Origin of the sequence: Holtiella tumoricola, from assembly GCF_027857615.1 — a bacterium.
Classification (GTDB): Bacteria; Bacillota; Clostridia; order Lachnospirales; family Cellulosilyticaceae; genus Holtiella; species Holtiella tumoricola.
Map to the genome: position 1 here is coordinate 212,624 of NZ_JAQIFT010000016.1, position 21,115 is coordinate 233,738.

Sequence of the window (21,115 nt, forward strand, 5' to 3'; positions counted from 1 at the left end):
GACGGGAGTTTTAACAAGTTTCATCAAACTGCACTTTATAGGTACCTTCTATAGCTATAGCTATAGCTATAGTAACACCATCTAGTGATGTCTTCGGAACTAAAAGCTTACCACCATAACTTCCTAATACTGCTGCCCTTTCACATACATTATCAACACCTGTTACTTGCTTTACAAAAGAAGAGGCTGTAAATTCACCTTCTACTTGACTCAGCTGTAGGGCACTAAAAAATCGAATAGACTTTTTATTTCTATTTGCCCATTCATTTAGTCCTTCTTCATTCTTCTTTAAATCAATAGAAACGATTTGTCCAACAGACTCAATAGGTAAATGGTATTGCTCTAAAATCTGCTTTACTAACCGTTCTATTTGTGCTTCACTGGTGCCTTTCTTACACCCTATTCCAACAGTTAAAAGTGGGGGTACAAGCCACAATGTTTCCTGAAAAGGTCTTTTTTCTTCCCATCCAATCCATATTCCCAAAGGGCCTTGTATTGTTTCCATTTGGTTAGCTTTGTAATATTTGAGGCCCTTAGGCAAATGCCCTTCTATAGATACATCTGCCATAAATCCAACTACTTCACCTTGTAATAAAGCTGCCGAAATATGCTTAGCTACTTTTAAATTCTTAATCACTAAACTATTTCGTTTTGCCCATTCATCTATGGCAAAGCACTTTTCTAAATCTGTAGCTGTTGTCACAACAGGCGTTCCTCCTATTAATACACTCAGTTCACTCGCTAACTTATTTGCCCCACCTAAGTGTCCCGACAGAAGAGGGATAATATACTTCCCTAATTCATCAATTACAAGCACTGCTGGGTCAACAGCTTTATTAATAATAAAAGGTGCAATGGCTCTTACTGCAATCCCTGTCGCCCCTATGAAAACAAGCGCTTCACATACTTGAAACTGCTCTTTCGTCCACTCATTCAAAGAGCTTTCTATATTATCAAGACCTTCTTCTTTAAATTTAGAAAGATGAACCCCTTTAACCTGAAATAGGCTACTTAACTTTCTATTAATACAAGCGCCTTTACTCGTAAAAGAAATAATCCCTATTTTCACTTGATCGCCTCTCTAAACATATGTGTAAAACCTGGATCATAAAGTTTAGAACGCTCATAAGTATCTCCTAGAAAATCGCCTACTACAATTAAAGCTGTTTTAGTAATATGATTTTCTGCAATAATATGACTTAATTGGTTCAATTCACCTTTATAAATTTTTTCTTCTGGCCATGTTGCTTTATATACAATGGCAATAGGTGTGTCTTCTCTATAACCACCTTTTATTAAACGTTCCTCTACCTCTTTAGCCAAACTAACACTTAGGAAAATAATCATTGTAGCTTGATGACTTGCAAGCATACTTAGTTCTTCTTTAGGGGGCATTGGTGTGCGCCCTTCCATTCGTGTCAAAATTACGGTTTGACTCACATTCGGTAAAGTATATTCCTTTTTAAGTGCAGCTGCTGCTCCACAAAAAGAACTTACACCGGGTACCACTTCATATTTAAGTGTTCTTTCATCTAACAAATCCATTTGTTCTCTAATAGCACCATAGATACTAGGATCTCCTGTATGTAACCTCACAACAACCCTATCTTCTCCTTTCATTTCTTCTTCCACCATCGCCTTAATCACTTCTTCTAAAGTCATCATTGCACTATCTAATATGATACATTCTTCTTTGCATTCATTAAGTAATGCTGGATTAACTAATGACCCTGCATAAATAACTAAATCTGCTGTTTTTAAAAGACGTTGCCCTTTTACTGTAATTAGCTCTATATCACCTGGTCCTGCACCTACAAAATAAATCATTTTTTAATCCTCCTTTATAACAACAACTGAAAAATAACTACTTTCTTCTAACGTATCTAAGCTACTATGAATCTTTTCATTTGGCATACTGGCACATTCTACTGCTTTTGCTTTTTCATATAAGCCTTTTTCTTTTAAATGTCCTTTTAATCGTTCCATAGACTTACCTGTTTTCATAAGTACTTTTGTACCCTTTAAATCAAGATAATCTTCTTTTCCCTTATAAGAAGCAGGTATAATATGCAAACAGTCACTTCCCTCACAAAGAGAATCATTTAATGCTGCAGCTACACTGCATATAGAAGATATGCCTGGTATAATTTCTGTTTTATAGCCTAATGCTTGAATACGACGATGAATATACATATAGGTAGAATAAATCGTAGGATCACCTAGTGTTAAAAAAGCCACATCCTTTCCCTCTTCTAAATACTCCCTAATACTGCTAGTTACTAATTCATGATTTTTATTAAGCGCTTCTTTATCTCTTGTCATGGGCATATAGCAGTCCAATATAAACTGCTCCTCTATATAAGGCCTTGCTATGGTTAACGCAATTTGCTCACTTTCACCTGATTTAGGTACTGCAATAATCGGACATTTTTTAATCACCCCTGCTGCTTTAAAAGTCATCAATTGCGGATCTCCTGGTCCTACGCCTACTCCATATAGTTTCCCTTTATTCTCCATCTTCAACCTCCATTTGTAATCGCTGAATAGATTTCTGCACTTCTTTAGTTTTTGCAAGAATACCTTCTTCTCCAAAAAGAATTATTTCTACTTGTACTTTATCTTTAACCCTAAAATTTATATGACGCTGAATTTTATTAAGGATACTTGCTATAACTTTTTTATAACAAGGCTGCTCTTTTAGAATACTTAATGCACCATCTGTTGTTACACATTCCATTACTTTGCAAATAATTTCTTTAGGAACACCTTCCATAGCCGCATGACTTGCTAGTACTTCAAACCTAGCATCTGCATACTTAGAGTGGGTATTCATTACACCTGCTGCAACCTTTACAAGCTTACCAATATGTCCAACAAGCAATACCTTTTCAAATCCTAAGTACACAATATGGTCTAGAGTCTCACCTAAATAGTTGCTATATTTAATGCCTTGTTCTAAATCTAATCCTAACTGCTCTTTTGCAAAGTCCCGGCCATAGTTCCCTGGGCAAATTAAGAGTTGCTTCACATGACTTGCAGCCTTCATCTCTAACTCTGTATAGATTGTGTCTATCAAAGCTTTCTCACTCATAGGTTCTACTATGCCACTGGTCCCAAGTATTGAAATACCTCCTACTATCCCAAGTCTTGGATTAAATGTCTTCTTTGCTATTTTTTCACCTTCTGGAGCAAACACAATAATCTCAAGACCTTCCATATAACCAACATCCTTACATACAGCTTCAACCTCTTGTCTAATCATTTGCTTAGGTACAGGGTTGATCGCTGCTTCACCTACCTGACATTTAAGCCCTACCTTAGTGACACGTCCTATCCCCTCTCCACCATCTATGTAAATACCTTCTTCTAATCTTTTTGATACTTGTACATATATTTTCATTCCATGGGTAACATCTGGGTCATCTCCACCATCTTTTACAACTGCACAACTTACATATTTATGAGTTACTAGCACATCATGTATATCTAACAAAAGTTCTATGCCCTTTGGCGTATAGATTTTAACTTGTTCTATTGGTTCACCTTTTAATAACATCCATGTCGCTGCCTTTGCAGCAGCAGTTGCACAACTTCCTGTTGTATATCCTAGTCGTAGTACATCTTGCCCTTTAACCATATAGGATTCCACTTTATCACCTCCTTAATATGCAAAAGAATTTCTCCTTTAGTTCTTATATCTTAGAAAATAGAGTTTCCTTATAATAAAAAATCTCCCACTTTATGAGTAGGAGATGTGTACGCCAAAAATACATACCTAGATTTTCTAGCTATGTTCTTGCATACACCCCCTATCACTCGTAGAGTTATGGTGTTTTATTAGTAGGCAGGTCTTCTGACTTAGATTCATCAAACTTACTCCCTTCCCCTCTATCGAAAGTGGTATGAATAAGTTCTCCTCATCACAGCGGCGGGACCGTACAGCAATTTCAGCTGTTTCCCTATTAAGCTACAAGTAGCACCTCTAACAGTATATTCACTTTATATATTCCTTATTAGTTTACACCCTAAATAAAGTTCATCACAAGCCCCATTATCATCCCAAGCACTGCCCCTAGCCAAACAATGGCTCTAAGCTCTTTGCGCATAAGATCTAGAAGCATCTTTTCTAAATCAAGTAAATCTAAACTTTTAATTTTATCTTCTACAATTTTACTAATATCAAGTGTTTCTAACCATCTAGATAATTGACTTTCTATAATATGAGTATATTGCTTCATTAATGAATACTTAATTTTAGGTACATGACTTTCAATTTGAGACGCTAATTCACAAATAGGGTAGTCTAAGCACTTTTCGCCCTCACTATCTACCACTTGGTGGATCATCTGTTCAGCTTCTGTATTAAGCATTTCTAAAATCATTTCTTCTATTTTAATTTGTAAACCTTCCATGACACTTTCATTCATAAAATGTGCTAAAAATCCTAAGTTTGCTTTAAGACCTACAGCTGCGCGTTCAGCCATAACCTTTTCAAGTTCTAAGTTCATTAAAGCGCCATAAGCTTTTTGTGTCGTCATATCTTTAAGTTTTATGGCTACCTCTTCTATATTTCTTTCACTACTTAATTCATTTAAACACATTCTTACCGTCTTATTAGATTGCTTTGCACTTATAAACCATTCTTCAAGAGCACGCTCTAAATGAGTATACATTTCTTGTGATAAAAGCGTCTCTTTAAGTGTCTCAGGCGCAATAAGTTCAGTCCCTACTACTGCCCCTACACTTTTGGCAATACGGTCTCTTTCTTTTGGAATAAGTCCCTGTGTAAAAGGTACCGGTTTACCTCCTATATACAAAGGTTTTAAAGGTCTAAAAAGCATTTTAATTGCAATACCATTTGTAATATATCCTATAAGTCCACCTACTAATGGTGCTACTAAGAAGTCAATTGTCATTTTTCTCTTCCTTTCTGATTCATCTTCCATATACTTTACTGTGTTATAGTTTATAATAACTTTTTACTATTTTCAATTTTTATATTGTAAATGTTACATTTTATTTAATCCAGCAGTGCTATTTTACATTTTCCAACATATTGTAAATTTTATTTTATACTTTATCTATTTTTTCCTCTAATTTCTCTTATATTCTTGTTAAATCCTTTAAATTATAGTATATTAATAAGTTGAAACTTATATATAAAATAGATTAAAGGAATTATAATTATTGGGGAGATGACTAATCAATGCAACTTGTAGACTATTTTTCGTGTCAAAAAATGATTAAAGATTCACAAAAGCTAGGGACTATTCCACCCTCGAAGCAGATTTATCAAAATACAATAAACCTTGCATGGCCTTCTGCACTCGAACGTATGCTAGTAAGTCTAGTATCAGCTATAGATACTATGATGGTTGGGGTACTAGGTGCTAGTGCAATCGCTGCTGTTGGGATTACTCAACAGCCTACTTTTATTTTACTTGCTATTATTTTCTCTTTAAATGTAGGCGTTACAGCCATTGTTGCTAGACGTTGTGGCGAAGAAGACTTTGTAAGTGCTAATAAAACCTTAAGGCAGTCTATTATTGTTGTCGGCCTACTCTCTATTATTTTAGCAGCTATTGGCTTTATTTTTGCTAAACCCATTTTAACTTGGATGGGTGCCGCACCAGATGTTTTAGGAGATGCCATACTTTATTTTAGAACGATTGTTATAGGTATGGTATTTAATGCCCTAAGCCTTAACATTAATGCTGCACAACGTGGTGCTGGTAATACAAAAATTGCTATGACAACTAATGTTACTGCTAACCTAGTCAATTTAGTCTTTAACTTCTTACTCATTGGTGGTCATTTTGGTTTTCCAAAACTCGGTGTACTTGGTGCTGGAATCTCTACAGTACTAGGCAATATTGTTGCTTTTATTATTGCAACTTATGGCATCTTACATTCTAAAACGGAACTTCAACTTAATTTCAAAGATAGTTGGAAACTAGATAAGGTAACGATAAAAGGAATCTTTAAAATTAGTAATAGTGCTATGGTAGAACAACTTTGTATGCGTATTGGATTCCTAGCTTATACAAAAATGATTACTAATTTAGGAACTGTTGCTTTTGCAACCCATCAAATCTGTATGAATATCTTAAATATGACCTTTAGCGTGGGCGATGGCATGGGGATGGCTGCTTCTTCTTTAGTTGGACGTAATTTAGGTGCCAAACGTGCAGACTTATCTATAATCTATGGAAAAACTGCTCAGCGTATTGGTGTTATTTTCTCTAGTCTACTGGTTATAATCTATATTCTCTTTGGTAAACCTTTAGTAGGACTCTTTACTGATGATAATATGATCATCACTCTTGGTGGCCAAATCATGCTCATTGTAGCCATTGTATCACCTTTACAAATTTCACAAGTTATTATTTCGGGTTCTTTACGTGGCGCAGGAGATACTAAGTTTGTTGCTAGAACCTCCTTCATTAGTATCTTAATGATTCGTCCTGTTATCACATTTATCCTCTGTTACGGATTCGGTCTCGGGCTTATCGGTGCTTGGGTTGCATTGCTTCTCGATCAAACACTTCGATTACTCCTTAACATTATTCGTTTCTCCAGTGGTAAATGGATCCATGTAAAAATATAAATAAGAAAAATAAAAAAGGCATTACATTAAATGTAGTGCCTTTTTTATTTTTCTTATTGACTTTTTCACTTTAATGCATTAAAGTGTTATTATAATAAATTCATAAATAAACTAATATATAATTTTATATCAAATTAAATCTTTTAGGGGGATTCATTATGAAAAAACTATTTAAAAAAATTGTAACGCTAACAGCTTTAGGTACACTTGCATTTAGTCTTACCGCTTGTTCTACAGCCAATACATCTAACACAACTACAACTTCAACTATTGATAAAGAAGAATGGATAATCGGACTTGATGATACTTTTGCCCCTTTAGGCTTTAGAGATCAAAATGGTGAATTAACTGGATATGATATAGATCTTGCTAAAGCCATGGGTGAAAAGCTAGGAAAAAAATTAACACTTCAGCCTATTGATTGGTCTATGAAAGAAGCTGAATTAAACTCAGGTAATATCGATCTTATTTGGAATGGCTACACCATCACAGATGAGAGAAAAGAAAAAGTAGACTTTACTACACCATATCTAGATAATAAACAAATCATTGTTGTCCTTGCTGATTCTTCTATCCAATCAAAAGCTGATCTTGCTGGTAAAAGTGTAGGTGCACAAAGCGAATCCAGCGCTGTGACTGCAATGGAAAAAGAATCTGATCTCTATGCTTCCTTTAAAGATGGTAAAGCTGTTACTTTCGAAGACAATAATCAAGCCTTAATGGATCTTGATAGCAAACGTATTGATGCAGTTGTTGCAGATGAAGTTGTTGTACGTTATTACATTACATTGAAAGGTGATAACAAATACCGTATTTTAGATGAAGACTTTGGAGCTGAAGAATATGGTGTAGGCATACGTAAAGGTGATACAAAAACTGTAGAAGCCTTTAACAAAGCTTATGAAGAGCTTAAAGCTGATGGAACCATTGCAGAAATATCAACAAAATGGTTTGGTAGTGATGTTGCTAAATAAATTTAATCTATAAGGAGGAGCGTCCATGGACATTATGACTTACATCATTAATACACTTACTTATCTTTTTGAATATACAATTAAACTCATGCCTCAGGTTATAGAAGGCTTAGGTGTTACACTACAACTTTTTGCATTAACACTTTTGTTCGCTATCCCTCTAGGCATAGTTATTGCCCTTGGACGTTTGTCTCATTTTAAAATTTTAAATAAGTTAACATCAGCTTATATCCTAATATTACGTGGTACGCCACTTCTTTTACAAATTGTATTTGTATTCTTTGGTTTGCCAATGATTGGTATTACCTTTGATCGATTTCCTGCAGCACTGGTTGCTTTTTCATTAAACTACGCTGCTTACTTTGCAGAAATTTTCCGCGCTGGTATTGCTTCTATTGACAAAGGACAATATGAAGGTGCTGAAGTTCTTGGCTTATCTCCTCAAGAAACTTTTTCTCGTATAATCTTTCCACAAGCTTTTAAAAGAGTATTACCTCCAGTAGGGAATGAAATCGTAACCCTTGTTAAGGACACTGCTCTTGTATATATTTTAGGATTAGATGAACTTCTTAAAGTAGGAAAAATTGCTTGTAATCGAGATGCTTCTTTACTACCACTTGTTATCATTGCAATTGTTTATTTACTTCTTACCGGTGTACTCTCAAAAATTATGGCTATTATCGAAACAAGATATACTTATTATCAATAAGGAGGTTGTTCCATGTTAATCATTGAAAACTTACATAAAAGCTTCGGCAAAACTAAAGTACTAAAAGGGGTCAATCTCCATATTAAGAAGGGTGAAATATTAGTTGTTGTTGGACCTTCTGGTGGTGGTAAAACAACTTTTTTACGCAGCATTAATTATCTTGAAAAATGTCAAGAAGGTTCTATCTCTTTAAATGGTAACTATCTACTTAAAGAAGGTCACTACGCTAATAAAAAAGAGATTAAATCCATCCGCAAAGATATCGGCCTTGTCTTCCAAAACTATAATCTCTTTCCTCACTTATCCGTTCTTGAAAACATGATAGAAGCTCCTATTCGTGTTCTTGGTCAAACCAAAGAGCAAGCAACCAAAGAGGCTTTAAATACACTGGCCTTCCTAGGACTTAGTGACAAGGCAAATAGCTATCCCTACGAGCTTTCCGGTGGTCAAAAACAACGTGTAGCCATCGGTCGTGCCCTGTGCATGAATCCCCAACTTATGTGCTTTGATGAACCTACATCTGCTCTTGATCCTACCCTCACAGAGGAAGTAGCTAAAGTTATTAAAAGCTTAAGTATAAAAGGTATGACTATACTTATTATCACTCACGATATGGGATTTGCTAAGAAAGTTGCAGATCGAATAGTATCTATGGATCAAGGTCAAATTATAGAGGATCATATGTATTCCGAAAGTGCAGTCTTGGCTTAATCTTCATTAATAACAAAAGAGCAGTTACACTTTATAATAGTGTAACTGCTCTTTTGTTATTATTAGTAAATATAGCTGTATGGATTAATTGGCGTTCCATCTTTTCTAATTTCAAAATGAACATGGTTGCCTGTTGAGTTACCTGTACTTCCAACACCTGCAATGTTTTGTCCTTTAGAAACTTTTTGTCCAACTTGAGCGTATAAACTATTACAGTGTGCGTAATATGTCTCATATCCATTCTGATGATCGATAATAATAAGCTTACCAAATCCACCATTATTGTATCCTGAATAAGTTACAACACCTGATGCTGCTGCATAGATAGGTGTACCTGCTGGGGCTGCAATATCAATAGCTCTATGGAAGGTTCCCCATCTACTTCCATATGGTGAAGACATTCTTCCTCCACCATTTAATGGATGCATAAACATACCCGAGTTACTTCCACTTACCGCTGAACCTGCACTCCCCTTATTAGATGTAGTCGAAGATGTTTCTTGTTTTGGTTTTTCCTTTGTACCAAAGGCAATAACTTTTGTTTTAGCTTGTTTCAAAACCTTTTCACTGATAAGGTCACGACTTACTTCTTTGCCGTTTACCTTATGAACAGAAACCGTAATTTCTTTAAGACCATCATGTCCTTCTTGATAAGTCTTTGTTTCATCTTTATAAAGATCTGAGAATTCTACATATTCAATATCTGCCGGAATAAGTTCTTTAAATACGGCTTCTTCTGTAGTTGAAATAGAAAGAATAGGTTCTGGCACTTCTAACTTAATGATTTCCCCAATTTGCATACGAGTTTCATCTTCAATTTGAGGATTAATTTCTAAGATATGATCCATGGTCGTACCATGTGCCATAGCAATATCCCAGATATTATCTCCTTCTTTCATTTCATATTCTACTACTTCTTCCGTATTAGAAAGCAAAATATCTATCGCTTCTTGTTCATCTACTATTTCCTCAGCATCTACATATGTATTACGTACAATAACTTCTTCATTAAAATCAAAAACTTTAAGATCACGCTGAATTTTTTGACCTTCTTTTGGAGTATCCTCTTCTTCTTGATCCTTTTTTATAAATTTAGCTACTTGAATTTTAGTTTGTTTTTCTGGCTCTTTTAGCGCATCTTGAACTTCTAACACCTCTACTACATTTCCTGCTTCATTAGTAATCGTTTGAGGTGGTACTGATTCTGTTGTGGTTTGATTAACTACCTCCTCAGCGCCTACTTCTACTTGAGGCATTTCACTTGAAGTGGTTGTTTCCCCACTTGCTTCAGTATCCTTCGTTGGAACTTGCTCTGATGTTACTTCTGGTATTTCCTGCATTGTCTTTTCTGAGGTTTCTTCTGAAACTCCCTCTTTAACATCCTGTTGTTTTATTACTGGCTGTTGTTTTATTACTGGCTGTTCTTCAATAACTTCTTTACCCTCTGCATCAAGTTCTCTAATATCTAATTCTACTTCTGAACCTTCTGGTAAATGTGTTTTTGCAATATATGTTAAAACATTTTGAGCAATATCTTCATTTGCTACAACTGCTCTTACTTCTCCATCTACTAGTATTTCATAAGCTTCAACCTCATAACTAACACTATCCTTTAATACTTTAGTCAAATCGTCTAATGTTTGTATCTCAGCTTTTTTACTATTAACATGTTCCACAGTGATCATTTCTTTTACAGCAATATCTACACCTTCTTGATTCTTTACTTCAGATACGACAGCTTCATAGGCTGTCTTTGCTTCTTCTTTAGTTTTTACAACACCTACTACTTTTCCATCTACTGAAATAGCATAAGAGTTATTTTGCATACCTACAAGTGTGAACGTAATAACAATTACACCTACCCCTGCAAGTACTTTATAAGTGTGTTTACTTTGTTTGATATATTCTAAAAAGGCTTTCATATTACTTTTATCCTTTACTGGTGTCTAATTATTTTATGTTTGTTAAAACTATTACATATTTATTACATCCTATAAATTTTATCAAAGTTTTATCATTCTGTAAAGTCTTGGTGAATTTAGACGTCGAAAAAGGAGACATTTTACAATGTCTCCTTTTTTATGCTTCTTTTATTTTCTTTAGATATTCATAAGCCTCATTAATTTCAGCAATTTTTTGATTTGCAAATTGTAAATAATCTTCTGGCATACTTTCTGAGGCCATTTTGTCCGGATGGTACTCTTTTGCAAGCTTACGATATGCCTTTTTAATTTCAGACATAGTTGCATCTTCACTTACACCAAGAACTTCACAATATTTCTTAGTTAAATCCACTGAATTGGGAGCTGTATAGCCTCCTGCTTGTCCATATCCATTTTGATAGTAGTTCTGATTACCACCAAATCCTCCTTGGAAGCCTCCTTGATAGTAACTATAACTTTGTCCATTAAATGATCCTTTGATACTACGATATTCATATTCTGAAATGCCCAGTTCAGCTAAGATTTTACGAATCTGCTCATCTTGTTTGTCACTCATTTCTTTTCCTTCTTGCATTGTCAGTGATACAAGCAGATAAGAAACAAGTAAGCTCATATCTCTGCTATTATAGTAGTGACGAATCATTCTTGCAAATGCTTGATATTCTTCCGGATGATCTTTACCATAAGTAAATGCATCTGCATATTCATTTAATCTTTCACGTTCTATATTAAAATACTTGGTGACAAAATCTTTAATTGTTTTAACTTCTTCCTTTGTAATACTACCATCTGTTTTAGCTACAATCGCTGAAAGCGCCATAATTGATGCAATAACAGGGTTTTTCCCTTTAAATGCTGGGTTATTTCTTAAATCACCTGAAAACTTTGGATAATTCTGTGGAATGAATGGTAAGATGAAAATAATCCATGGGAAAAAGAATGCAATAATTCCCCAAATAAGTGGATTTCTTCTTTTATAAGCTGCAATCCCTGCTACAATCATAGCTATAAGTAATGTGAATATAAAAGAGATCACGCTTACTCCAAAGCCCAGTATCCCTTGAATAAGGCTAAGTATAAAATTCATTGTTTCACCTCTTTTGGTTATCTAATCTTTCGTCAATATTATCAGCTATTCTAGCATATCATCTTTATTTATACAACGTATGTAGATTAAATAAAGTTTTTTATAATATAAAAAAGGTAGAACTAAAAGTTCTACCTCTGATTAACTATTAATTATAGTTTATTTACGTTTTCAGCTTGAGCGCCACGTGGTCCTTGAGTAATATCGAAGCTTACAGCTTGACCTTCTTCAAGAGTTTTGAAACCATCACCTTGGATAGCTGAGAAATGTACGAATACGTCATCTCCTTCTTCTCTAGCGATGAAACCAAAACCTTTTTCTGCATTAAACCATTTAACTGTACCCTTGTTCATTATGAGTACCTCCTAATATAAATTTGACCGTAAAATAAAAACTTCACACATCAACAAAGATTATAACTTTCATTGACAAAGCCTTCTATAATCTCTGTTCATATGTGAAGTTTATAAAATACATATTCATTACTTCTCTAATATAAAACATTTATACCTATTTGTCAAGTATTCTTATTCTTTATAAAGACCTTGTTCTAAAATTTTTCTTGCTAAAATTCCAATATTCACTTCTCTTGTATCCATATAAACATCTATTACACGATCTGCTAACGTAACTTCTACGCATTCGATAGGATTTCCTTCTGCATCAAAGTTAATAATATCATAGGTTAGAATTTCTTCTTTAAGTTGTTTTAATGTAATCATTATTTACTCCTTTATTTATACTCTACGTTTATTATAACAGAAATTTATCATTTATTGTCTAAAAAAACTATAGAACATTTGTTCTTTTTGTAGTATAATGTCCTTAACATTAAGTTTAAAGGAGAGTTTAATCATGAGTGTATCGGGAAATATTCGTGAAGTCTTAAAGCAAATCGAACTACTAATTAGAATCTATGGCAATGCCTCATTAACTGAAATCCAACAATCTGTCTATAGCGTACGCAATAAATAGTTTTTTATACATATTTTAAGGAGGTGACCAGTCACCTCCTTTTTGATTATCTATATGAAGTTTTTAATGCTTCCTTTAATACTTTAGGATCTTTTTTATATGGGGTTACAGGACAAATTTGTTGATTAGTTACATTAAGTAATGTATAAACAGCCATACGTGCTGCTCTTACTGAATATTCTTCTGTAAAGACCATATCCTCTGGTATCTCTACAAATTGACTAATCATTGCAAAGTTTGTAGAACCTTCTGGTACAACATGTGGTCTATCTGTCATTTTTCTTGGTTGGAATTGTGAAACAATATATGGCATCATACATGGAATAACATTAACAACCGTATCAAGAATTTCATCTTGCTCATCTTCAAAATGTAAATGATGTAGAAGTTCTATAAGAATTTCTTTACCGGTACATTCTCTCATTGGCTTTTTCACATAGTCTCCTATTTGATCTGTATAAAGCCCATATCCCCAGAAAATAGTTGTATCTAGTGGTTGACCTTTAAAGTGAGGTTGAGCTGCTACTACAATACTCATAAGCCAATTAGAATCTTTGAATGTCATGAGTGCTCCACTACCTGGAACATTACCTGAGAATTGCTCTATTTTCTTAAGAAGCTTATTCCCTTTACAAGTCACAGTGAAGCTTTCCCAATTTGTTTCTTCTGGATAATTAAAGAAAGGTTCTGGATTTCCTAATAAGCCTGGTTTCTTTCTTGCAACTTTTGCCCATAGTTCACCTGATATTGGTTTTTCTGGATCATACGTTGCTGGTGTATTGAAATCACCAAGTCTTGCATTATCTGTCATACAACCATTGGTCATAATACATATATCTGTAGATTTAAGAGTTATCACCTTTTCTCCTTCTTCATCTTCGATATGAATAGCATTAGCTGTAATAGTATCTCCCTCAGCGAAATCAATATCTGTAACCGTTGCATTAATACTAAAGTCAACACCGTAGTGATCTAGATACGCTTTAAGAGGAAGAATCACTGATTCATATTGGTTATATGGTGTTCTTGTTACCCCTTCTAAAGTTTCTATGCGTGAGAATTCAAAAATCATACGTTCCATATAACGTTTGAACTCAAATAAACTTGACCATTTTTGGAATGCGAAGGTTGTTTGCCACATATACCAGAAGTTAGTTGTGAAGAAATGAGGTGTATGACTAAACCATTGTTCAATAGTCATATCATCTAATTTTTCCTCTGGTGTAATCATTAATTTACCAAGTGCCAAACGATCTGCTTGATTAAATCCCATACTTTTAACATCTAAAATATGTCCATTTTTATCTATTAATCTAGCTTGGGCATGTGTTGGATGAAGATGGTCAAAGTTAAGTATTTCTTCTGTTACGCTCATTCCTGGCATATCTAAAGATGGAATTGAAGAGAAAAGTTCCCAGAAGTTTTCATAGGTTTCCTCATTGAGCATACGTCCACCACGGCATACAAACCCTTGACTCACATCACCTGCTCCGTCATTACTTCCGCCTAAAATATGCATACCCTCTATAATATGAATATTTTCTCCTTTAAAACCACAATCTCTTATAAGATATGCGGCTCCTGCTAAGCTTCCTAAACCTCCCCCTACAAAGTAAACTTGTCTATCCGTATATTCATAAGGTAAGTGTTTAAGAGGTGCTACTTGTGCAACACCTTTTTTACATTGTGGTTTATTCTTCATACTTATGGTTGCAATAGCCGCTGCTCCTACTGCTGTCCCTACTAACCACCATGCTATATGATTATTTTTTTTAACAGGTTCTGGCTTCTTAAAAGGAAATTGCTTAATCATTTTTGTAGCTTTTTTTACTGTTCTTTTTTTCATCTTATTTTCTGCCTCCTAAATTTTATTCAGCTATAGATTAGGTTAGGCAAAGTTATCTATTCTTATACAAATATCTTACAAATAAATTTTATATTAACCTCAAAATTAAACTAAGATTAAGCGTCAATCAAATAATTGGCGCTTAATCTTTAGTATTTATTCCACTAACGTTGTATGATCTGTAGAAACTTCTTTTTCAAAAAGCTTATTAAATCCTTGAATAGCAACAATAATGCCTAATATAAAAAGTGCAATTGCAAAAGCAAGCTGAAGTATATCTCCTCCTATAGTTTGAGATACTCCATCAATTAATGCCATTCCTTTTCCGTAGATTGTTAATGTAAGCGCTGTTAACGTTACGCCCAACATAGCCACCATTGGCCCCCAAAGCATAAATCCTTTGCGGTTAGTCTTTTTGAGAAATACTGCACAAGCAATGAGAGCTAATGAAGAAAGTAACTGATTCGCTGAACCAAAAAGTGGCCAAATAGATGCATACCCTACCTTTGCTAATGCATATGCCACAATAAGTGTAGCGGCTGTTGCAAAATATTTATTTGTTACAACCTTAAGAAAAGGATTCATTTTTTCATCATCTACCGTTGAATCAAGGAAGAACTCTTGGAATGCTAAACGTCCTACACGTGCCACACTATCTAATGAAGTAAGTGCAAAAGCTGAAACCGCAAGTGTAATAATCGTTCTTGATATATGCTCTGGTATCATAAGTTTACTTAAAAATGTAGCAACTGCTCCTGCAAAAATTTGTGGTTGTGTCATATCTGTTGGCACTGCACCATCAGTTGCTAAGAATCCAACTGCAATCAGTGCAATAATAGCTAACATTGATTCCATAAGCATTGCTCCAAAAGATACAGGTAACATATCTTTCTCATTTTTAATTTGTTTTGACGCTGTTCCTGAAGATACAAGAGCATGAAACCCTGATACTGCCCCACAAGCAATGGTTACAAATAAATAAGGAAACATACTATTACCATCAATAACCCAACCATTAAATGCATTAAGATGAATTTCTGGATTAAATAAAATAACTCCTATTACTGCAGCCCCTATCATAGCTACAAGTAGGAAACTATTAAGATAATCTCGTGGTTGCAAAAGTGCCCATACAGGAACAATAGAAGCAATAGCAATATAGATAAAAACTAAAATATGCCAAAATCCTGTTGTACAATATACTGGTACAGTTAATCCTACTACAATACATCCTACAAGTAATACAAGGGCAACGATTGTATTAACCGTTGTACTTTGCTTGCCATACTTCAAAAACATCCCCAATGCTACTGCTGCCATAATAAAAAGAATACTTGTCATAGCAACAGCTCCATTTGCTTCTATTGTAGTCCCTTCAGTACTAAATCCATTAAAGGTTTTAGCCACAACATCTGCAAATGCTGCAATTACCAAAATAGAAAACAACCATGTAAATAATAAGAAAAGTCTCTTTCCTGTCTTACCTATGTATAACTCGATAATATATCCTATGGTACGTCCTTTATTTTTGACTGAAGCATACATGGCTGCAAAATCTTGCACAGCTCCAAAGAATACACCCCCTATTAAAATCCACAACAATACAGGTACCCAACCAAAAATAGCCGCTTGTATCGGACCATTAATGGGTCCAGCTCCTGCTATAGATGCAAATTGATGTCCAAATACAACACCTGTATCTGCTGGTACATAATCCACTCCATCATTCATTTCATATGCTGGTGTTTTGGCCTTAGGATCTATCCCCCATGATTTTGCAAGATACCTTCCGTATAAAAGATATGCCCCCCCAAGTACAACAATTGCAATAATCATCATCGTTAATCCATTCATTTTACTCACTCCCTTTATCAGATTAAAACAGAATAAATAAAAAAGCCCCATCTCTTTTCTCATATAGAAAAGAGACGAAGCTTAACTCCGCGGTACCACTCTCATTCACATACTTTAATAGTATGGCCCTTAAATCCTTGTTAACGGAAGGCACCCGGTTCCCCTACTTAATCATTCAGTTCACAGCTCACAGGTGAGAGTCTCTAGTTACTCCATCGTCTTTCACCTACCGACGACTCTCTAAAGGTAGCAAACTACACACTATATCCTGATCACAGCCCTATTTATTCTGTATTTTTAATAATAGTACCATCCCGTTTCACTACTGTCAATAAAATATTTTAATTTTTATAATTTTCATTGTATATTTATTAATATTTCTCTTTATTCATTCATACTTATAAACATTATATTTTAACTAACTTAATCACTAAATTAACATAACTTACTCAATCATTATTTATTTATTTTTATACACTTATAATTTTAATCTTAATTTCTCATATCTAATTATTTTTTCTTTATTTATCCAACTTATATAGATAACATAACTTCCTCTTTTTGCTTTTCACTAATATGAATGTTTTTCACCTAATATGAGGCATATTATGAATATCATGCAATTAAATTGACTGAAATTTATCAACTTGAAAGGATGCTACATCATGAATTCGACCCAAATTTTTGCAATCCTTATCTTTCTTGTGGTCATGTTCTTTATTATGACAGAAAAAATTGACCGTACTGTAGCTGCTATGGGTGGGGCAATCATTATGGTTCTCTTTAAGATCATTCCACATGATAAAATTATTGGATATATTGACTTTAATACAATTGGTGTATTAATAGGAATGATGCTTGTTGTTTCAGTGGTAAAAAACTCAGGATTATTTGAGTATATTGCCATTTTTACAGCAAAAAAAGCCAAGGGAGATGCTTGGAAAATCCTCTTAAGCTTTGCTCTTATTACGGCCTTTTTATCTGCAACACTTGATAATGTCACAACAGTTCTTCTTATTGGACCTATGACTTTAGTTATCACACAGATTCTAGAACTCAACCCTATTCCTTTTCTTATAACAGAAATTCTAGCTTCTAATATTGGTGGCACTGCAACACTTATTGGTGATCCTCCTAACATTATGATTGGTAGTGCTGCTGGTTTAGGTTTTAATGACTTTTTAACACATACTGCCCCTATTGCAGTTGTGATTTTAATTGTTACACTTACTATCTTATACTTTTTATACCGCAAACATCTTATTGTAGATGATAAACATAAGACTGAGATTCTTTCTTTAGATGAGAAAAAGACCATTAAAGATAAAACTTTATTAATCAAGAGCTTAGTAGTTATGGCATTTATACTCATTGGTTTTATCACACACCAAAGTTTTCATATGGAGTCTAGTACAGTTGCACTTACTGGTGCGGTTGTCCTTTTACTCATAGGTAAACAAGATGTGGAAGAAATTATTGGTAGTATTGAATGGGCCACAATTGCCTTTTTTGTCAGCCTTTTTGTTCTTGTAGGTGGTTTAGAACAAGTTGGTATCATCCATGCTCTTGCGAATACATTAATTGAACTTACCGCTGGTCGTACTACTATGACTATGATTGTACTTCTTTGGCTTTCTGCTATTGTTTCTTCATTCCTTGATAACATTCCTTTTGTGGCAACCCTTATTCCACTTGTCCTAACAATGGGTGCTCAAGGTATTGATATCACACCATTATGGTGGGCTATTTCTTTAGGTGCTTGTCTAGGAGGAAATGGTACACTCATTGGTGCTTCAGCTAACGTAGTACTTGCTAATATTGGTGAAAAAAATGGTTACAAAATAACTTTTGGTAAATATTTCAAAACAGGTTTTCCTTTAATGTTACTTTCTATAGGCATTGCAACTATTTATTTACTTTTAATTTTCCGCTAAACAGTAACTAAATCTACACACAAGGAGAGTGCTCATTCTATGAATGCAAATACAGTGAAAGGCGATACCATAGAGGCTAGGCTACGTTGTCTCGGTGCAAATGACGTTCAACAAGTTCAAGGTACTTTATACTTTGTAACTTTTGATATATCAGATTGTGAAGTCTCTTATACCTATAATATCAATGCTAAAAATAAGTATTTTCTTCAACGTATTAAACCCTATCCCATTCCTGAAGGAATTTTTTCTAATGAAGGACAAGTTGTAGAATTTATTAAACGTGATCTAATAAAATTTGAAAATGCTCATCATAGCCATAACTTTTCTAAGTTTGTCGAAGTGACTCAAATGATTCAAACAACCACTAAAGAAATGGAAACCTTCTTTCTAAATTATAATGTTGATAAAGAGTGCTTAGATCAACTTCTAGAAGACCTTGAGACGATTCAAAGAACCATTCGCAACGCTAAATCACGTAGTGAACACATCATTGTATAAAAAATAGGTCCTAGCTTATTTATAAAGCTAGGACCTATTTTTTATTTTCTATATTATGCAGCTGGAGTTAATTTAGCTAAGATAGCTTCTACCTCTGTTGCATTAATATAAGTTACATTCTCTTTAACAACTAAAGCTGCACTAAGTTCACCTGATTCATTTGAATCAGCATCTTTTGCTGTATAAGCTTTGCTATTTGATTTGAATGTTAATACTGTATCTGCTTTTTCAGCTGTTACCACTTTTTCTACATCATCAAATGTTACTTTAAAACCTTTATCTTGTAAGTAAGCTCTAAGTGCTACTACTTTACTTTCTACTGTTGGTTGTGTAATTTCTGTAGATGGAATAACTTCTTCTGCTGGAGCTTCTGTTACAACTGTCATACGAGGAACAAATGTACCTTCTACTGTACCTAATTTTTCTACATAAGCTAAAAGAGTATCCATTAATGTATTATACTCAGCTTTGATTGGATAGCTTTCAAACATTGTGTAACCATCTCCACCAGCTGCCATAAAGTCATTTGTTGCTACTGAATACATTTTGTTAAGGTCAAGTGCTTCACCAGATACTTTGACATCACTTACTCTACTCCCTGCTTCTTTATAAGCATTTAATGTAAATGTAATTCCTGCTGTATGTGGAAAAGCTCCTTTTGTCTCTGGGAAACTATCTACTCCATATTCAAGAGCTGCAAGAAGATCGCTACCTTTGATTTCTTTTACCATGATTGTGTTACCGAATGGGAATACTGTAACCATATTATTCATTGTAATGTCTCCTGCTTCAATAGAAGCACGAATACCACCACCATTTGTAATAGCCACATCTGCACCTGTAAGTTCAATCATAGCATCTGTCGCTAATTGACCAAGATTAGATTCACCTGTTCTTACAACTTCACGGTCACCAACTAATTTAACTTCTGTTGTTCCTACTACTTTTTCTAACATAGGTTTTTGAGCCTCTTCAACTTTTGCAATTGCATCAATAATTTCTTGTTTTGGTGCTACTTCGTTGAATGCTTCATATCCTAATAAAGTTGCTGTTTTAGAAACTACTTTACCATCTTCAATAACAAGTTCTACTTGTCCAATATCTTTAAGTGCTGTACCTGTACTTACGATTAATGTTTCACCTTCCATACGACCTTCTGGAAGTGTTGTATGACTATGTCCATCAACAATTACATCAATCCCTTCTACACCTTTAGCTACTAAGTCTGATGTATAATCCCCTTCTTCAAGACCTAAGTGACTTAACATAACAACAACATCTACTTTTTCTGTTTCTTTTAATGTTTTAACTGTTGCATCTGCTGTTTCAATAATATCTGCAAATGTATAACCTACTACATTATCAGGGTGTGTTTTAAATGCTGTTTCTGGTGTAGCCATACCAAATACCCCTACTTTAACATCATCAAATTCTTTAACAATGTATGGTTGTACAGCTTGCTCTTCACCTTTAAGTACATTGGCTGCAATAACTGGGTAATTTAATTTATTCATGATACTCATTAAGTTATCTGCCCCAAAGTCAAACTCATGATTTCCAATTGTCATTGCATCATAACCTACTTGGTTAACAATCTCAACAATACTATGTCCTTTTTCAATATTTGCAAAAGGTAAGCCTTGGAACATATCCCCTGCATCAAGCATTAAAACATTGCCATTTGTTTTTTCTGTTTCTACAAATGTTGCAAGTTTTGCAAAACCAATAATTGATTTACCATCATCTTTTACATTTGAGTGTGTATCATTAGTGTGTAGAATTTTCACTGTTGTTTGTGTTGCAAATACTGGTATAGTAGAACATAATGCTGTACCTATTATCGCTAATTTTAACCCTATCCTCTTCATCTTACTTCCTCCTCGTGATTTAAATAATATTTATTAAATTTATGTTAAATCTCTATAAACTATTTATATCACGAACCTTTACTTAAATCAAGCAATAAATGTTCGACTT

At 34.2% G+C, this 21,115-nt stretch carries 18 protein-coding genes, 1 riboswitch and 1 other annotated feature; of the genes, 6 read left to right on the forward strand and 12 right to left on the reverse strand.

Translation table 11 applies throughout. The features are described from left to right. Positions 1-10: 10 nt before the first annotated feature. From PBV87_RS04590 to PBV87_RS04610, 5 genes are all read right to left on the reverse strand, one after another. On the reverse strand, positions 11-1,069 hold the full coding sequence (locus tag PBV87_RS04590) for a cobalt-precorrin 5A hydrolase (RefSeq protein WP_053984325.1): 1,059 nt from the start codon (positions 1,067-1,069) through the stop codon (positions 11-13). Continuing rightward, complete coding sequence (cobM, locus tag PBV87_RS04595; RefSeq protein ID WP_053984326.1) at positions 1,066-1,827, reverse strand: precorrin-4 C(11)-methyltransferase; 762 nt, start codon at positions 1,825-1,827, stop codon at positions 1,066-1,068. Before cobM ends, PBV87_RS04590 begins: the two co-directional genes overlap by 4 nt. A gap of 3 nt (positions 1,828-1,830) precedes the next feature. Then, the gene (gene cobI, locus PBV87_RS04600) at positions 1,831-2,517 is read right to left on the reverse strand and encodes a precorrin-2 C(20)-methyltransferase (protein ID WP_053984327.1); all 687 of its coding nucleotides are present in this window, start codon (positions 2,515-2,517) and stop codon (positions 1,831-1,833) included. Continuing rightward, complete coding sequence (gene cbiD / locus PBV87_RS04605) at positions 2,507-3,649, reverse strand: cobalt-precorrin-5B (C(1))-methyltransferase CbiD (protein ID WP_242847662.1); 1,143 nt, start codon at positions 3,647-3,649, stop codon at positions 2,507-2,509. Before cbiD ends, cobI begins: the two co-directional genes overlap by 11 nt. A gap of 176 nt (positions 3,650-3,825) precedes the next feature. After that, positions 3,826-3,999, reverse strand: a riboswitch (cobalamin riboswitch). Between the two features lie 26 nt (positions 4,000-4,025). Further along, a complete protein-coding gene (locus tag PBV87_RS04610) occupies positions 4,026-4,946 on the reverse strand; it encodes a DUF445 domain-containing protein (protein ID WP_271011297.1) in 921 nt (306 codons plus the stop codon). Positions 4,947-5,206: 260 nt separating this feature from the next. Here PBV87_RS04610 and PBV87_RS04615 point away from each other — a divergent pair, with 260 nt between their 5' ends. The 4 genes from PBV87_RS04615 to PBV87_RS04630 all read left to right on the forward strand — a co-directional run bounded on the left by PBV87_RS04615 (position 5,207) and on the right by PBV87_RS04630 (position 9,001). Continuing rightward, positions 5,207-6,607, forward strand: coding sequence for an MATE family efflux transporter (locus tag PBV87_RS04615; protein WP_053984329.1), 1,401 nt, complete (start codon positions 5,207-5,209; stop codon positions 6,605-6,607). Between the two features lie 158 nt (positions 6,608-6,765). Then, complete coding sequence (locus PBV87_RS04620) at positions 6,766-7,581, forward strand: amino acid ABC transporter substrate-binding protein (protein ID WP_053984330.1); 816 nt, start codon at positions 6,766-6,768, stop codon at positions 7,579-7,581. Positions 7,582-7,606: 25 nt separating this feature from the next. After that, positions 7,607-8,290 carry an amino acid ABC transporter permease gene (locus PBV87_RS04625; RefSeq protein WP_330680343.1) on the forward strand — a complete coding sequence of 228 codons (684 nt, stop codon included), beginning with the start codon at positions 7,607-7,609 and terminating at the stop codon, positions 8,288-8,290. Positions 8,291-8,302: 12 nt separating this feature from the next. Further along, entirely contained in the window at positions 8,303-9,001 is a 699-nt protein-coding gene (locus PBV87_RS04630) for an amino acid ABC transporter ATP-binding protein (RefSeq protein WP_271011298.1), read from the forward strand. A 62-nt stretch (positions 9,002-9,063) separates the two neighbouring features. On the opposite strand, the gene PBV87_RS04635 is transcribed toward PBV87_RS04630, so the two are convergent. From PBV87_RS04635 to PBV87_RS04660, 6 genes are all read right to left on the reverse strand, one after another. Further along, complete coding sequence (locus PBV87_RS04635; protein WP_053984332.1) at positions 9,064-10,923, reverse strand: peptidoglycan DD-metalloendopeptidase family protein; 1,860 nt, start codon at positions 10,921-10,923, stop codon at positions 9,064-9,066. Between the two features lie 157 nt (positions 10,924-11,080). Then, positions 11,081-12,031 (reverse strand): DnaJ domain-containing protein, encoded by a 951-nt coding sequence (locus tag PBV87_RS04640; RefSeq protein ID WP_271011299.1) that lies wholly within the window; start codon positions 12,029-12,031, stop codon positions 11,081-11,083. A 152-nt stretch (positions 12,032-12,183) separates the two neighbouring features. Then, positions 12,184-12,384, reverse strand: a complete 201-nt coding sequence (locus PBV87_RS04645; protein WP_271011300.1) for a cold-shock protein — start codon at positions 12,382-12,384, stop codon at positions 12,184-12,186. A gap of 174 nt (positions 12,385-12,558) precedes the next feature. Next, entirely contained in the window at positions 12,559-12,753 is a 195-nt protein-coding gene (locus tag PBV87_RS04650) for a hypothetical protein (RefSeq protein ID WP_271011301.1), read from the reverse strand. Between the two features lie 299 nt (positions 12,754-13,052). Beyond that, entirely contained in the window at positions 13,053-14,852 is a 1,800-nt protein-coding gene (locus PBV87_RS04655) for an oleate hydratase (RefSeq protein ID WP_330680344.1), read from the reverse strand. Between the two features lie 156 nt (positions 14,853-15,008). After that, complete coding sequence (locus PBV87_RS04660) at positions 15,009-16,706, reverse strand: carbon starvation CstA family protein (RefSeq protein WP_271011302.1); 1,698 nt, start codon at positions 16,704-16,706, stop codon at positions 15,009-15,011. A gap of 67 nt (positions 16,707-16,773) precedes the next feature. Continuing rightward, positions 16,774-16,991 (reverse strand) — a binding site (T-box leader). A 380-nt stretch (positions 16,992-17,371) separates the two neighbouring features. Between PBV87_RS04660 and PBV87_RS04665 the strand changes: the two genes are divergently transcribed. After that, entirely contained in the window at positions 17,372-18,640 is a 1,269-nt protein-coding gene (locus PBV87_RS04665; RefSeq protein WP_271011303.1) for an ArsB/NhaD family transporter, read from the forward strand. A 39-nt stretch (positions 18,641-18,679) separates the two neighbouring features. Further along, entirely contained in the window at positions 18,680-19,138 is a 459-nt protein-coding gene (locus PBV87_RS04670; RefSeq protein WP_053984338.1) for a hypothetical protein, read from the forward strand. A 53-nt stretch (positions 19,139-19,191) separates the two neighbouring features. On the opposite strand, the gene PBV87_RS04675 is transcribed toward PBV87_RS04670, so the two are convergent. Then, positions 19,192-21,006, reverse strand: coding sequence for a bifunctional metallophosphatase/5'-nucleotidase (locus PBV87_RS04675; RefSeq protein ID WP_271011304.1), 1,815 nt, complete (start codon positions 21,004-21,006; stop codon positions 19,192-19,194). Between the last annotated feature and the right edge of the window lie 109 nt (positions 21,007-21,115).